We start from the raw sequence: 13,538 nt of genomic DNA, 5'->3' as shown, positions 1-13,538 counted from the left end.
TGAAAAATCGCGGGTTTTCCCATGTCCGGCAACACTTTGGGCACGCTGTTCTGTGTCACATCCTTCGGTGAATCGCACGGTCCGGCCATCGGCTGCGTGGTCGATGGCTGCCCGCCGGGGCTGGCGCTGACCGCTGCCGACATCCAGCATGAACTTGACCGGCGCAAGCCCGGTACATCGCGTCATGTGACGCAGCGGCGCGAGCCGGACGAAGTTGAAATCCTGTCAGGTGTGTTCGAGGGTATGACGACCGGCGCGCCGATCGCACTGCTGATCCGCAATCAGGACCAGCGTTCGAAGGACTACGGCAACATTGCCGAAACCTTCCGCCCGGGGCATGCCGACTACGCCTACTGGCAGAAGTACGGCATCCGCGACCACCGCGGCGGCGGCCGTTCGTCGGCGCGCGAAACCGCGGTGCGCGTGGCGGCCGGCGCGATCGCGCGCAAGTGGCTGAAGGAGCGCCACGGCATCGACATCCACGGCTGGATGAGTCAGCTGGGTCCGCTGCGCATCAGCTACCGTGACCGTGCGGCCATCGCGGACAACCCCTTCTTCGCCCCCGACGCGGCCATCGTGCCCGAACTCGAGGCTTTCATGGACACGCTGCGCAAGTCGGGCGATTCCTGCGGCGCGCGCATCGATGTCATGGCATCCGGTGTGCCGGTCGGCTGGGGCGAACCGGTGTACGACAGGCTCGACGCCGATATCGCGCACGCCATGATGGGCATCAATGCGGTCAAGGGCGTGGAGATCGGCGCCGGTTTTGCGAGTGTCGAGCAGCGCGGCACCGAACATTCCGACGAAATGTCGCCGCAGGGCTATCTGTCGAACAATGCGGGCGGGGTGCTCGGCGGCATTTCGACCGGACAGGACGTGCGCGTATCGATCGCCATCAAGCCGACGTCGAGCATCCGGCTCGACCGCCATTCGATCGACAAGGCGGGCAATCCGGTCATCGTCAACACGCACGGTCGTCACGATCCATGTGTCGGCATCCGCGCGACGCCGGTGGCCGAAGCCATGCTGGCGCTGGTGCTGATCGACCATGCGCTGCGCCACCGCGCGCAGTGCGGCGACGTCGAATGCGCGACGCCACGCATCGCCGCGGCGGCGCCGGCTGACGTGATCGCCGGCATCCGCGCGCAGCGCGACGCGGCGGTCGACGATCCGGAGCCGGACGAGGCCTGAGGGTGCGTCAGCCGGCGACTGCCGGGTTAAGCGAGTACACGCCGGTCAGCTTCGCTTCCCCGAGCACCCGGCCAGCCATGGCCTTGAGTGCATCGGCGGCGGTGAAACGTCCGTCAACCGGCAGCCGCTCGATGTCCAGCGCGTACAGCGTGAACACGTAGTGATGCAGGACTTCGTCATTCCACGGCGGGCAGGGACCGTCGTAGCCGTAGTAGTCGCCCTTCATCTGCTCGTCGCCGGCAAACCACGCCGTGAAGTCATTGATGCCCTGGCGCGTGCCTCGCGGTCCGGTCGGGCCCGGCTTGCCGCACGGCGTCACGTCGGACGAGAACTCGCCTTCGGCGATTTCCCCTGACGGGGCAAGATCCACCAGCACCCAGTGCGAAAAATCGGTGCGCGGCAGACTGGCCGGCACGGTGCGTCCTTCCTGATTCACATCGTCCGGCCGGGTCGGTACGTCCGGATCGTTGCAGATCAGCACCAGCGACCGGGTGCCGGTCGGCAGGCCGGACCATGCCAGATGCGGGTTGCGATTGGCGCCCAGGCAGACGTGACCGGTGGCGGCCGGAATGAAGAAGGCGTTTTCGCCCGGAATGCGGCCGTTGTCCGCAAAATTCTTGCTCGTCAGTTTCATGCGTGCCCTCCAGTCAGGATGTTGCGCGACGCGAAAAATCGCGCAGCCGGAAACCCAATGCAAACAGCGTGGCGAAATAGCTGCCCGCACCCGCCAGAACAATCCAGGCCAGGTTCAGGATGCGCATCATCGTACCTGCGCGCAGCCAGTCGTCGGCCAGATCGGCGCTGAAGTAAAGCACGCAGCCCATGACCGACAGCGCGATCAGGATCTTCAGCCAGAAAGCGGCCCATCCGGGTGCCGGCAGATAGGCGCCGATGCGCCGCAGGCCGCGATACAGCAGCGCGGCGTTGACCAGCGATGCGAGACCGATCGACAACGCCAGCCCGGCGTGCGCCAGCGGTTTGATGAAGGCGAGGTTCATCAGTTGCGTCAGCACCAGCACCCCGAGCGCAATTTTCACCGGCGTGCGGATGTCCTGGCGCGAATAGAAGCCGGGGGCGAGCACTTTCACCAGGATCAGCCCGGTCAGTCCGACGCTGTAGGCGACCAGCGCGTTGCGCGTCTGCAGCACATCGTGCGCCGTGAACTGGCCATGGTGGAACAGCGTGGCCACCAGCGGCGTGGCGAGCAGGGCGAGCGCCAGTGCAGCAGGCAGCGTGAGCATCAGGGTCAGCCGCAGGCCCCAGTCGAGCAGGCCGGAAAATTCACCGGTGTTTCCGTCGGCGTGACTGCGCGACAGCGACGGCAGCAGGATGGTACCCAGCGCCACGCCGAGCAGACCGGCCGGAAATTCCATCAGGCGATCGGCGTAATACAGCCACGACACCGATCCGCTTTCCAGGAAGGACGCGAAGATGGTGTTGATCAGCAATGAAATCTGCGACACCGACACGCCGAGGATGGCCGGCAGCATCAACTTGAAGACACGCCGCACGCCGGGGTCCTGCAGATCGAGCCTGATGCGCGGCAGCATGCCGATGCGCATCAGTGCCGGCACCTGCAGCGCCAGCTGCAATACGCCACCGATGAATACCGCCCAAGCAAGCGCCAGCACCGGCGGATCGAAGAAGGGCGCCGCGAACAGGCTCATGCCGATGAAGCTCAGATTCAGCAGCACCGGTGTGAATGCCGGTATTGCGAAACGGCTGAAGGTGTTCAGCACGCCGCCGGCCATGGCCACCAGCGACATGAAAAGGATGTAGGGAAAGGTGATGCGGGTCAGCATGACCGTCAGGTCGAACTTTTCGGCGTCGGCGGCGAAACCCGGGGCGGATATGTAGATCAGCCAAGGTGCGCCGAGGATGCCGAGCAGCGTCACGCCAGTGACGATGAGCGCCAGCAGGGTCGCCACCCGATCGATCAGCGCCCGCGTATCGTCCGTGCCGCGCCGATTGCGGTACTCGCCGAGAATGGGCACGAAGGCCTGCGAAAACGCACCTTCGGCGAACATGCGGCGCAACAGATTGGGCAGGCGGAACGCGACGAAGAAGGCGTCGGTCGCGGCACCCGCACCAAAAGCACGTGCGATGAAGAAGTCGCGTACGAAGCCGAGGATGCGCGACAGCAGTGTCATGCTGCTGACGGTTGCGAGTGCGCGGAGCAGATTCATCGAAAGAAGGCGATGCCGGGTCAGCGCGCACCTTACCAGAGCGCGCAGCGCGAACGTGCCTGCCGGGAGCTCAAACAGGGGCTTGCGCCCTACTGTGAGCTTATGTATATTCGCGTGTTTTCCCGAACACGAATTCGCAACATGGCCAATTCAGCACAAGCACGCAAGCGCGCCCGTCAGGCAAACGTTCGTCGCGATCACAACACGAGCCAGCGCTCTGAACTGCGCACGGCGATCAAGAACGTCCGCAAGGCGATTCTCGCCGGCGACAAGCAGGCCGCGCAGGCGATCTTCCTGAAAGCTCAGACGACGATCGACAGCATCGCCGACAAGAACATCATTCACAAGAACAAGGCCGCGCGCCACAAGAGTCGCCTGTCCGGTGCGATTAAATCGATGGCCGCAGCGGCCTGAGACTCGATACGAACGAAAAAGCCGACCTTCGGGTCGGCTTTTTTGTTTTCTCCGGCAGCTTTTCAAGCGCAACCGTCTGAGGCGTCGGGCAGGTCTTCCGGATGATTGATCCGGAATTCATACGTTGTCGTGGATTCCCGCGTTCGCTCTCCGTCCGCATTCCGGACGACGCAGGCCGATTGCGTCCATGCCCGTCAGGGCAGCGTGTCGCTGACCTGGTAGTCGACGCGCAAGCCGTTGTCGCGCGCGAAGTGCATCAGGAAGTTGTAAGCCAGCGGTTCGAGCTCATACAGCCGCGCATCGACGAAAACACACTTTTCCCCGGTGATCCAGCACCCCGGCCGCACAAACGGCGAGTAGCGCATCTTGCGCTGGCTGCCGAACGACGACATCACGCCGCACAGACGGTCGCACCAGTCGCTGGGTCGAAACGCCTTGCCATTCGCGGTGGCGCCGATGATGGTGAAACTGCGCGGGGCGCGGCTCCCCTCGCGCAACGCGTCATCGGCATGGCGTGTCGACAGGACTTCGTTTGCCGGTGAATCGGCAATCGATAAAGCTGTGGCGTCAATGTGCGGTAGAGCGCTCATATCGGATTTACGACCTGTGCGATGGAATTCTTGACCCGAGCCACAGACGCGTGCGTTGGCAGCGAAGTGAGTCAAACAAGAAATCCTTTAAAAACAATCGGAACGAATTGTAAAGTTACCAACTAGTTTCTATACTCGCGCTATCTCCATGACGAGATTGCGATTTATGCTTAATTCACCCATGCGCGCTCACAAGGCAGCGAAGCCTTCGACGGTGCGATCTCCGGTAGCGCGGTTCGGATTCAGCATTCGCACACGCAGCGGCGTATTGATGGAGAACCTGAGCATTCCAGGTACGTCGGCGGACGACGCCGAACGCAAGCTGAAACAGATCTACATGGGTTGCTCGGTGTTAGCACGCTTTGTGCCAGATTGAAGTCGGTGCGTCGAACACGCTGATGATCAGTTCCGGATCAAGGCGCTAGCGTCCTGAAGCTGGCTTCGGGCGGGCCGTGAAGCGATGTATCACCTGCGCCTGTTGCTGCGCTGCAGTGACGATGTGCGCCGCAACATGAAGGTCTGGCGCTACACAGCGTGACGGCTTTGCACTAAAATCGTAGCGTGATCAAGCACGGCGGCGCGAGCCGCCGTGCTTTTTTCGTTTTCCATAGTGCGCCTGACGGCACACTCGCCACGCGGTCGCGGAGCTTTCGATGACGCATCTGATGAATACATACGGCCGGCAACCGGTCGCCTTCACGCACGGCAAGGGCGCCCGCCTTTTCGACGACGCCGGACGCGAATATCTGGACGCAATGGCGGGCGTGGCAGTCAATACGCTGGGCCACGGCCACCCCGATCTGGTGCAGGCGATTTCCCGCCAGGCCGCCGAAATGATCCATTGCTCGAACCTCTACCGGGTGACCGCGCAGGAAGACCTGTCGGACCGTCTGGCTGCGCTGTCGGGCATGGACGAGGTGTTCTTCTGCAATTCCGGTTGCGAAGCGAACGAGGCGGCGATCAAGCTGGCACGCCTGTATGGACATCAGCGCGGCGTCGAACTGCCGGGCATTATCGTCATGGAGCACGCCTTTCACGGACGCACGCTGGCCACACTGTCGGCCACCGGCAACCGCAAGGTGCAGGCCGGGTTTGAGCCGCTGACGCCGGGGTTCTACCGGGTGCCGTTCAGTGACATCGCCGCCGTGAAGGCCATTGCCGAACACAACCGCAATGTGGTGGCCGTGCTGTTCGAACCGGTCCAGGGCGAAGGCGGCATCCATCCGGCCGATCTGGCCTACGTGCGCGAACTGCGCGAATTGTGCTCCCAGCATCAGTGGCTGATGATGGTCGACGAAGTGCAGAGCGGCGTCGGCCGCACCGGCAGCTGGTTTGCCTTTCAGCATGCGGGTATCGAACCGGACGTGATGACGCTGGCCAAGGGTCTGGGGTCCGGTGTGCCGATCGGTGCCTGCCTTGCGCGCGGTCCGGCGGCTGGTGTGTTCAAGCCCGGCACGCACGGCTCGACCTTCGGCGGCAATCCGCTGGCCTGCGCCGCGGCGCTGACCACGCTGCAAGTGATCGAGCGCGATGGCCTCATGGAAAACGCCGTGCGTCAGGGCGACGCGATCCGCGCCGCCTTCCGCACGGCATTGGCCGACACCGCCGGCGTGAAGGACATTCGTGGCGTCGGCATGATGATCGGTGTCGAACTTGACCGGCCGTGCGGTGCGCTGGTCGCGCAGGCGCTGGAAGCGGGCGTGCTGATCAACGTCACGTCGGAGAGCACCATCCGTCTGGTGCCGCCGCTGATCTATTCGGATGCCGACAGCCAGGAACTGGTGCAGCGCCTGACGCCCCTCATCCGCAACTTTCTCGCGGGCGCCCAGCTCGCCGCCTGACGATGACCCGACCCAGACACTTTCTGCAACTCACCGACCTGTCGCGCGAAGAACTGGATTACGTGTTCGCGCGCACGCGCTGGATCAAGGACAAGTTCAAGCGCTACGAACAGTACTGGCCGCTGCAGGACCGCACGCTGGTGATGATTTTCGAGAAGCAGAGCACGCGCACGCGGCTGTCGTTCGAAGCCGGCATGCACCAGATGGGTGGCAGTGCCATCTACCTGAATACGCGTGACTCGCAGCTTGGACGCGGCGAGCCGGTGGAAGACGCGGCGCAGGTCATTTCGCGCATGTGCGACGTGGTCATGATCCGCACCTTCGAACAGACCATCATCGAGCGTTTTGCGGCCAACTCTCGGGTGCCGGTCATCAACGGTCTGACCAACGAATACCACCCGTGTCAGGTGCTGGCCGACATCTACACCTGGATCGAGCACCGTGGCGAGCTATCCGGCCGCACGGTGGCGTGGATCGGTGACTCGAACAATATGTGCCACACCTGGATGCAGGCGGCCGAGCTGTTCGACTTCAAGCTCAACATTTCGACGCCGCCCGGCTACGAGGTGGAACCGGAGCGCGCCGGCGTCGGTACCGATCATCACGAGTGTTTCGCCGACCCGATGGACGCCGCGCGCGGCGCTGATCTGCTCACCACCGATGTATGGACCTCGATGGGCTGGGAAGCGGAGAACGAGGCGCGCGCCGCGGCGTTCGCCGACTGGCAGGTCGACGCCGACATGATGAAGGCCGCGAAGCCGGATTCGCTGTTCATGCACTGCCTGCCGGCACATCGCGGCGAAGAGGTCAGCGCAGACGTGATCGACGGCCCGCATTCGGTGGTGTGGGAAGAAGCCGAAAACCGCCTGCACGCGCAGAAGGCGCTGATGGAATTCCTGCTGCTGGGCCGCGTGTCCGGCAGCTGAATCAACGAATCAACTGAAAGCGAAAGACGAAGACGATGAGTAGCGGCGACATCAAGAAAGTGGTCCTGGCCTATTCGGGCGGCCTGGACACCTCGGTCATCCTGAAGTGGCTGCAGGATGTGTACCAGTGCGAAATCGTGACCTTCACCGCCGATCTCGGCCAGGGTGAAGAGCTCGAACCGGCGCGCGCCAAGGCGATCAAGCTGGGCATCAAGCCGGAGAACATCTACATCGACGACCTGCGCGAGGAGTTCGTGCGCGACTTCGTGTTTCCGATGTTTCGTGCCAACACGATCTACGAAGGCGAATACCTGCTCGGTACCTCGATTGCGCGTCCGCTGATCGCCAAGCGCCTGATCGACATCGCCCGCGAAACAGGCGCCACCGCCATTTCGCACGGCGCGACCGGCAAGGGCAACGACCAGGTTCGTTTCGAGCTGGGGGCCTACGCCTTGATGCCGAACGTGAAGGTGATCGCGCCGTGGCGCGAGTGGGATCTGCTGTCGCGCGAAAAGCTGCTCGCCTACGCCGAAACGCACGGCATACCGATCGAAATGAAGCACAAGCAGGGTGGCTCGCCGTATTCGATGGACGCCAATCTGCTGCACATCAGCTACGAAGGCCGTCATCTCGAAGATCCGTCCGCCGAGGCCGAAGAGTCGATGTGGCGCTGGACGGTGTCGCCGGAAGCGGCGCCGGACGCAGCCGAATACCTCGATCTCGAATTCGAGCGCGGCGATCTGGTCAGCATCAACGGCACGCGCATGAAGGCGCACGAGCTTCTGGCCTCGCTGAACCAGATCGGTGGCAAGCACGGCATCGGCCGCCTCGACCTGGTCGAGAACCGCTATGTCGGCATGAAATCGCGCGGCTGCTATGAAACACCGGGCGGCACCATCCTGCTGCGCGCCCACCGCGCCATCGAGTCGATCACGCTGGACCGCGAAGTCGCCCATCTGAAGGACGACCTGATGCCGCGCTACGCCAGCATCATCTACACCGGTTACTGGTGGAGCCCGGAGCGCCGCGCGCTGCAGGCGCTGATCGACCATACGCAGCAATCGGTCAATGGCTGGGTGCGGCTGAAGCTATACAAGGGCAATGTCGTCGTCGTCGCGCGCGATTCGAAGACCGATTCGCTGTTCGATCCGACCATTGCCACCTTCGAGGACGACGCCGGTGCGTACGACCAGAAGGACGCGGCCGGTTTCATCAAGCTCAACGCGCTGCGCATGCGTATCGCCGCCAACGCGGCCATCAAGCGCGGCAAGTAATCACAACAGGAAAAGAACATGTCCCAGTTCGACAACATCAGCGTCGTCAAGAAGGCCAATGTGTATTTCGACGGCAAGTGCGTCAGCCACAGCATCCAGTTCGCCGACGGCACGAAGAAGTCGGTCGGCGTCATCCTGCCGGCCACGCTCACCTTCAATACCGGCGCACCGGAAATCATGGAAGGCGTGGCAGGCAGCTGCCGTGTGCGCCTGAAGGGCGAGGCGGCGTGGAAGACCTACGGCGCAGGCGAGTCTTACGATGTGCCGGGCAACTCGTCATTCGACATCGAGGTCACCGGCGAGCCTTACCACTACGTCTGTCACTTCGGCTGAGCGGACACTTCCGGGAACCGACGCATGCCTTCCTTCGACATCAGTTCCGAAATCGACATGGTCGAGCTGCGCAATGCGGTCGATCAGGCGAACAAGGAAATTGCCAACCGCTTCGACTTCAAGGGGTCGGATGCGCGCGTCGAGCAGGGCGACAAGCTGCTGACGCTGTTCGCCGACGACGACTTCAAGCTCGATCAGGTCTACGACGTGCTGCTCACCAAGTTCGCCAAGCGCAACATCGACGTGCGTTCGATCGAGCGTGGCGACGCGCAGAAGATCAGCGGCAACAAGTCGAAGCAGGAGCTCAAGCTCAAGGTGGGCATCGAGAGCGAATCGGCCAAGAAGATCGTGCGCATCCTCAAGGACAGCAAGCTCAAGGTACAGGGCAGCATCCAGGGCGAAGAGGTGCGCGTGACCGGCGCTAAGCGCGACGTGCTGCAGGACGCGATCGCGCTGCTGCGCAAGCAGGTAACCGACATCCCGCTGCAGTTCGGCAATTTCCGCGACTGAGCGGCGCGCGGCCGCGTCCTCAGCCGGCGGCGCGGCTCAGTCCTTCAGACCTTCGCTCCACTTCGCGTAGGCGGTTTCCGCGACGGCGTGCAGCGCCGCCACGCGCGCTTCGATGTCCTGCTGCATGCCTTCGGCCGACTGCACTGTCGGCTGGGCCGACGCTTCGCGGATTTCCTTCTGCCCGCCGACACACCACTCGCGGATCATCGCTTCGGTCATTTCGATGTGGCACTGCATCGCCAGATGCTTGCCGATCGCCCAGGCCTGATGGGTGCAGGCATCCGACGCCAGTAGATGGGTGGCACCGTCCGGCAGCGAAAAGGTTTCACCGTGCCAGTGAAACGACAGGAATCGCTCCCGGTCGCCGAACCACTCGCGCGCAGCCGCACCTTTGAGCGTCACGTCGCGCCAGCCGATCTCCTTGACCGGATTGGCGCCCACCGTACCACCCAGCGCCTTCGACATCAGCTGCCCGCCCAGACAGTGACCGATGACCGGGATGTCGGCGTCCATCGCGCGGCGGATCAGCGCCAGCACCTCAGGTATCCAGGGCAGCGGGTCGTTAACACTCATCGGGCCGCCCATGAAACACAGGCCGGCGAACGCGGTCGGATCGTGCGGAACGACATCTCCGCGGTCGATGGCGACCACCTTGATGTCGCGACCTATGCCTTTCATGTATGTTGCTATATGTCCTGGCCCCTCGGTCAGGCTGTGACGGAAAACTGCAATGGGCTTCATCAATAGACCTCCTGCGTACATTCTAGCGATGCTTCTGTCGCTGGCGGCCTGTTCCGCGCAGGCGGTCGACCTGTCGCTGGCCGGCGTGTTCGGTGGCAAGGCGGTGCTGGTGGTCGATGGCGGTGCGCCGCGCACGCTGGCCGTCGGTGCCCGGTCGCCGGAAGGCATCCGGCTGTTGTCGGTCGACCGCGACCGCGCGTGGGTTGAAGTCGAGGGCCGGCGCGTGCTGCTGCGCATCGGCGAAAATGTCGCCTCGTCGCGCAGCAGCGATGCGGGGGCGGTCGCCATCCAGCTGAACGCCGATTCGCAGGGACACTTCCTGTCCGATGGTGCGATCAACGGCACACCGGTGCGCTTCCTGCTCGATACCGGTGCCACGGTCATTGCGCTCGGGCGCAGCGACGCGCTGCGCGCCAATATCCGCACCGCGTCCGCGCCGGTCATGGTGGTGCAGACCGCCAATGGCGTGGTGCGCGCCTGGCGGGTCAAGCTGGCCAGCGTCAAACTGGGCGGCGTGACGCTGAGCAACGTCGACGCGGCGGTGATGGAGGCCGACATGCCGCACGTGCTGCTGGGCATGAGCTTTCTGAACCGCATGGACATGCAGCGCACGGGCCAGATCATGACGCTGAGGCAGCGCTTCTGATGGACACGCCCGTGCTGTCGTCCGCCGGTTTTGATCCACACGGCTTGCGCAGTCGCCTGCATGCGCTGCAGCCGTGCCCGATCGACGAGCGCTTCGCCGGCTTCACCCCCGCCGCCGTGCTGGTGCCGGTGGTCATCGGCGGTGCCGAGCCGACCTTGCTGCTGACCCGACGCAGCGCTCATCTTTATGATCACCCGGGACAGATCGCCTTCCCGGGGGGGCGGGTCGACCCGGGTGATGTGTCGCCCGAAGCCACCGCGCTGCGCGAGGCGCAGGAAGAAATCGGTCTGGCGGCCGGACAGGTCGAACTGATCGGCCGCCTGCCCGACTACTTCATCACGGCGAGCGGATTCCGCGTGACGCCGGTGGTCGGCCTTCTGCATGCACCGCTTGTGCTGCGGCTCGATCCGTTCGAGGTCGCCGAAGCCTTCGAAACGCCGCTGTCCTTCCTGATCGATCCGTCGAACCGCACGCGCGGCCGCATCGAGCACGAAGGCGTGATGCGTGAGTACTGGGCCATGCCCTGGCAGGGCTACGACATCTGGGGTGCGACTGCCGGGATGATCGTCAGTTTCGCCGAGCACCTGCTCGCCGATCCTCCACTGCGGCGGTGACAACGGGCTGTGTTGACATCTGGCCGCGGACGCCCGCCCGGCGCCGGATTCCGCGGTGTGCTATCGTCCGCAGGCTGGCACGGCAACTGACGCTTCTTCATGACTTGGCTGTCCCTCTTCGTCGCACTCCTGATCGAGCAATACAAACCGCTGTCCTACGAACGCGTAGTGGCGGGGCCGCTTGCCCGCTACGCTTTCTGGTTCGAACAGCGGCTCAATGCCGGTGAAGTCCGGCATGGCGTGATCGCCTGGGTGCTCGCAGTCGGCCTGCCGGTGTTCGCGGTGTGGTGTCTGTACCTCGTGCTGGTGTGGATCAACCCCTTGCTCGGTTGGGCGCTCAACGTGCTGGTGCTGTACGTCACCATGGGTTTCCGCCAGTTCAGCCATCATTTCGAGGCGATAGCCGATGCCCTGCGCGCCGACGATCCGGACACGGCGCGGCGCGAGCTGTCGGACTGGCTGCAACGCAATACCGATCGTCTGAAGACCGAGGAAATCGCCCGGCTGTCCATCGAGCAGGGCATCCTCGCGGCGCACCGGCACGTGCTGGCGCCGCTTGCGCTGTTCGCACTGCTGCCCGGGCCGACCGGACCGCTGCTGTATCGCCTGACGGAACGCCTGTCGTGGTCGTGGGCGCGGCGGGAAAACATCGAATTCGGTGCATTCGGCCGCTTTGCGCGTCGCATGTACGAATGGCTGGACTGGGTACCCGTGCGCATGACCGCCGCCACGTTCGCCATCGTCGGCGATTTCGAGGATGCGGTGCATTGCTGGCGTACGCAGGCGGCAAGGTGGCCTGAACAGGCGGCCGGCATCCTGCTGGCCAGTGGGGCCGGCGCACTGGGCGTCAAGCTCGGTGCGCCGCTGTTCGAGCTTGGGGAGGTGGCTGACCGGCCCGAACTGGGCATGGGCAATGACGCCGATGTTGATCTGATGCAAAGCGCGATTGGGCTGGTCTGGCGCACACTGGTGTTTTGTCTGATCCTGCTTGGCTTGCTGACACTGGCCGGCTATATCGGAAACTGATTCGAAACGTGTTCGGAAACTGATTTCAAGGGAGGTTGTGGCGATGGCTGACAAGAGAGAAGTGGTGATCGTGGGTGCAGCGCGTACGCCGATCGGTGCCTACGGCGGTTCGCTGAAGGATTTCACGGCATGTGATCTGGGCGCGCACGTCGTCAAGGCCGCCTTTGCGCGCGCCGGTGTCGATGCCAAGGAAGCACAGCATCTGGTGTTCGGCAACGTGATCCACACCGAAGCGCGTGACATGTATGTGTCGCGCGTTGTCGCACTCAATGCCGGCATGGCCCAGGAATCCTGCGCAATGGGCGTCAACCGCCTGTGCGGTTCCGGCTTCCAGGCCATCGTGTCGGCCGCCAACGCCATCCAGCTGGGCGACGCCGAATGTGCGGTCGGCGGTGGCGTCGAAACCATGAGTCGCGGTGGCTACCTGATGCCGGCTGCGCGCTGGGGCGCCCGCATGAACGACACCAAGATGATCGACATGATGGTCGGCGCACTGACCGATCCGTTCGAAACGACGCACATGGGCATCACGGCCGAGAACATCGCCAGCCAGTTCGGTTTCGGTCGTGAAGATCAGGACGCTTTCGCCGTCGAGTCGCACCGCCGCGCGGCTGCGGCAACCGATGCCGGCCATTTCAAGTCGCAGATTGCGCCGCTTGAAGTGCAGACCAAGAAGGGTACGACGGTCATCGACACCGACGAACATTTCCGTCGTGACGCCACGATCGAAGGCATGGCAAAGCTGCGCCCGGTGTTCAAGAAGGACGGCTCGGTGACGGCCGGCAACGCCTCGGGCATCAACGATGGCGCAGCCGCCATCGTCATGATGGAAGCGGGTGCCGCGGCGCGCGCCGGTGCGAAGCCGCTGGCCCGTCTGGTGTCCTATGCGGTCGCCGGCGTCGCGCCCAGCATCATGGGCACGGGCCCGATTCCCGCCGTCAAGCTGGCGCTCGCACGCGCCGGCCTGAAGGCGTCCGATCTCGACGTGATCGAATCGAATGAGGCGTTTGCGGTGCAGGCGATGTGCGTAACGCGCGAACTCGGTCTTGATCCGGCCAAGGTGAACGTCAACGGCGGTGCAGTGGGCCTCGGCCATCCGGTCGGTGCCACCGGCGCCGTCCTGACCGTCAAGTGTCTGTACGAACTGCAGCGCACGGGCGGCCGCTACGGCCTGATCACGATGTGCATCGGCGGCGGGCAAGGCATTGCCGGCATCATCGAACGCATCTGAGCGCGTGCCGCTTCA

15 protein-coding genes are annotated in these 13,538 nt (G+C 63.9%); 11 read left to right on the top strand and 4 right to left on the bottom strand.

The features are described from left to right. The first annotated feature begins 21 nt into the window (after nucleotides 1-21). Nucleotides 22-1,191, top strand: coding sequence for a chorismate synthase (aroC, locus tag NMQ14_RS09625; RefSeq protein WP_257095564.1), 1,170 nt, complete (start codon nucleotides 22-24; stop codon nucleotides 1,189-1,191). Between the two features lie 7 nt (nucleotides 1,192-1,198). Here the strand turns inward: aroC and NMQ14_RS09620 are convergent, their stop codons facing one another. Both NMQ14_RS09620 and murJ read right to left on the bottom strand, forming a co-directional pair. After that, on the bottom strand, nucleotides 1,199-1,825 hold the full coding sequence (locus NMQ14_RS09620; RefSeq protein ID WP_257095562.1) for a YbhB/YbcL family Raf kinase inhibitor-like protein: 627 nt from the start codon (nucleotides 1,823-1,825) through the stop codon (nucleotides 1,199-1,201). A 13-nt stretch (nucleotides 1,826-1,838) separates the two neighbouring features. Then, complete coding sequence (gene murJ, locus NMQ14_RS09615; protein ID WP_257095559.1) at nucleotides 1,839-3,377, bottom strand: murein biosynthesis integral membrane protein MurJ; 1,539 nt, start codon at nucleotides 3,375-3,377, stop codon at nucleotides 1,839-1,841. A 141-nt stretch (nucleotides 3,378-3,518) separates the two neighbouring features. Here murJ and rpsT point away from each other — a divergent pair, with 141 nt between their 5' ends. Further along, complete coding sequence (gene rpsT, locus NMQ14_RS09610; RefSeq protein WP_257080127.1) at nucleotides 3,519-3,791, top strand: 30S ribosomal protein S20; 273 nt, start codon at nucleotides 3,519-3,521, stop codon at nucleotides 3,789-3,791. Between the two features lie 194 nt (nucleotides 3,792-3,985). Here rpsT and NMQ14_RS09605 read toward each other — a convergent pair whose 3' ends face one another. Further along, the gene (locus NMQ14_RS09605) at nucleotides 3,986-4,456 is read right to left on the bottom strand and encodes a DUF3579 domain-containing protein (protein WP_257095557.1); all 471 of its coding nucleotides are present in this window, start codon (nucleotides 4,454-4,456) and stop codon (nucleotides 3,986-3,988) included. A gap of 578 nt (nucleotides 4,457-5,034) precedes the next feature. On the opposite strand from NMQ14_RS09605, the gene NMQ14_RS09600 reads away from it, so the two are divergent. From NMQ14_RS09600 to NMQ14_RS09580, 5 genes are read left to right on the top strand one after another with little or no spacing between them, the layout of a single operon-like run. Then, nucleotides 5,035-6,222, top strand: a complete 1,188-nt coding sequence (locus NMQ14_RS09600) for an acetylornithine transaminase (protein ID WP_257095555.1) — start codon at nucleotides 5,035-5,037, stop codon at nucleotides 6,220-6,222. A gap of 2 nt (nucleotides 6,223-6,224) precedes the next feature. Beyond that, the gene (gene argF, locus NMQ14_RS09595) at nucleotides 6,225-7,148 is read left to right on the top strand and encodes an ornithine carbamoyltransferase (RefSeq protein ID WP_257095553.1); all 924 of its coding nucleotides are present in this window, start codon (nucleotides 6,225-6,227) and stop codon (nucleotides 7,146-7,148) included. 35 nt (nucleotides 7,149-7,183) lie between these two features. Beyond that, nucleotides 7,184-8,422 carry an argininosuccinate synthase gene (locus NMQ14_RS09590; protein ID WP_257079963.1) on the top strand — a complete coding sequence of 413 codons (1,239 nt, stop codon included), beginning with the start codon at nucleotides 7,184-7,186 and terminating at the stop codon, nucleotides 8,420-8,422. 18 nt (nucleotides 8,423-8,440) lie between these two features. Beyond that, nucleotides 8,441-8,755 carry a pyrimidine/purine nucleoside phosphorylase gene (locus NMQ14_RS09585; RefSeq protein WP_257095552.1) on the top strand — a complete coding sequence of 105 codons (315 nt, stop codon included), beginning with the start codon at nucleotides 8,441-8,443 and terminating at the stop codon, nucleotides 8,753-8,755. 24 nt (nucleotides 8,756-8,779) lie between these two features. Continuing rightward, nucleotides 8,780-9,265: a YajQ family cyclic di-GMP-binding protein gene (locus NMQ14_RS09580; RefSeq protein ID WP_069039796.1), complete on the top strand. Its 486-nt coding sequence runs from the start codon at nucleotides 8,780-8,782 to the stop codon at nucleotides 9,263-9,265. A 36-nt stretch (nucleotides 9,266-9,301) separates the two neighbouring features. Here the strand turns inward: NMQ14_RS09580 and NMQ14_RS09575 are convergent, their stop codons facing one another. After that, on the bottom strand, nucleotides 9,302-10,006 hold the full coding sequence (locus tag NMQ14_RS09575; protein WP_257095551.1) for a type 1 glutamine amidotransferase: 705 nt from the start codon (nucleotides 10,004-10,006) through the stop codon (nucleotides 9,302-9,304). On the opposite strand from NMQ14_RS09575, the gene NMQ14_RS09570 reads away from it, so the two are divergent. From NMQ14_RS09570 to bktB, 4 genes are all read left to right on the top strand, one after another. Beyond that, nucleotides 9,996-10,652, top strand: coding sequence for a TIGR02281 family clan AA aspartic protease (locus tag NMQ14_RS09570; protein WP_257095550.1), 657 nt, complete (start codon nucleotides 9,996-9,998; stop codon nucleotides 10,650-10,652). The two genes, NMQ14_RS09575 and NMQ14_RS09570, sit on opposite strands and share 11 nt — an antisense overlap. After that, a complete protein-coding gene (locus NMQ14_RS09565; protein ID WP_257095549.1) occupies nucleotides 10,652-11,266 on the top strand; it encodes a CoA pyrophosphatase in 615 nt (204 codons plus the stop codon). The genes NMQ14_RS09570 and NMQ14_RS09565 overlap by 1 nt, the downstream gene beginning before the upstream one ends. A gap of 99 nt (nucleotides 11,267-11,365) precedes the next feature. Next, nucleotides 11,366-12,292: a CobD/CbiB family protein gene (locus NMQ14_RS09560; RefSeq protein ID WP_257095548.1), complete on the top strand. Its 927-nt coding sequence runs from the start codon at nucleotides 11,366-11,368 to the stop codon at nucleotides 12,290-12,292. Nucleotides 12,293-12,335: 43 nt separating this feature from the next. Beyond that, nucleotides 12,336-13,523, top strand: coding sequence for a beta-ketothiolase BktB (bktB, locus tag NMQ14_RS09555; protein ID WP_257079956.1), 1,188 nt, complete (start codon nucleotides 12,336-12,338; stop codon nucleotides 13,521-13,523). The last annotated feature ends 15 nt before the right edge of the window (nucleotides 13,524-13,538 follow it).

The sequence above is a fragment of the Methyloversatilis sp. XJ19-13 genome, from assembly GCF_024580155.1.
Lineage (GTDB): Bacteria > Pseudomonadota > Gammaproteobacteria > Burkholderiales > Rhodocyclaceae > Methyloversatilis.
Note: the sequence above shows the minus strand (reverse complement) of the source record. Positions and strands in the feature narration are given on the sequence as shown.

What these genes read in the sequence shown, in the direction of transcription:
- aroC (WP_257095564.1), top strand. Translation starts at nt 22, where the DNA reads ATGTCCGGCAACACTTTGGGCACGCTGTTCTGTGTCACATCCTTCGGT.
- NMQ14_RS09620 (WP_257095562.1), bottom strand. Translation starts at nt 1,825, where the DNA reads ATGAAACTGACGAGCAAGAATTTTGCGGACAACGGCCGCATTCCGGGC.
- murJ (WP_257095559.1), bottom strand. Translation starts at nt 3,377, where the DNA reads ATGAATCTGCTCCGCGCACTCGCAACCGTCAGCAGCATGACACTGCTG.
- rpsT (WP_257080127.1), top strand. Translation starts at nt 3,519, where the DNA reads ATGGCCAATTCAGCACAAGCACGCAAGCGCGCCCGTCAGGCAAACGTT.
- NMQ14_RS09600 (WP_257095555.1), top strand. Translation starts at nt 5,035, where the DNA reads ATGACGCATCTGATGAATACATACGGCCGGCAACCGGTCGCCTTCACG.
- argF (WP_257095553.1), top strand. Translation starts at nt 6,225, where the DNA reads ATGACCCGACCCAGACACTTTCTGCAACTCACCGACCTGTCGCGCGAA.
- NMQ14_RS09590 (WP_257079963.1), top strand. Translation starts at nt 7,184, where the DNA reads ATGAGTAGCGGCGACATCAAGAAAGTGGTCCTGGCCTATTCGGGCGGC.
- NMQ14_RS09585 (WP_257095552.1), top strand. Translation starts at nt 8,441, where the DNA reads ATGTCCCAGTTCGACAACATCAGCGTCGTCAAGAAGGCCAATGTGTAT.
- NMQ14_RS09580 (WP_069039796.1), top strand. Translation starts at nt 8,780, where the DNA reads ATGCCTTCCTTCGACATCAGTTCCGAAATCGACATGGTCGAGCTGCGC.
- NMQ14_RS09570 (WP_257095550.1), top strand. Translation starts at nt 9,996, where the DNA reads ATGGGCTTCATCAATAGACCTCCTGCGTACATTCTAGCGATGCTTCTG.
- NMQ14_RS09575 (WP_257095551.1), bottom strand. Translation starts at nt 10,006, where the DNA reads ATGAAGCCCATTGCAGTTTTCCGTCACAGCCTGACCGAGGGGCCAGGA.
- NMQ14_RS09565 (WP_257095549.1), top strand. Translation starts at nt 10,652, where the DNA reads ATGGACACGCCCGTGCTGTCGTCCGCCGGTTTTGATCCACACGGCTTG.
- NMQ14_RS09560 (WP_257095548.1), top strand. Translation starts at nt 11,366, where the DNA reads ATGACTTGGCTGTCCCTCTTCGTCGCACTCCTGATCGAGCAATACAAA.
- bktB (WP_257079956.1), top strand. Translation starts at nt 12,336, where the DNA reads ATGGCTGACAAGAGAGAAGTGGTGATCGTGGGTGCAGCGCGTACGCCG.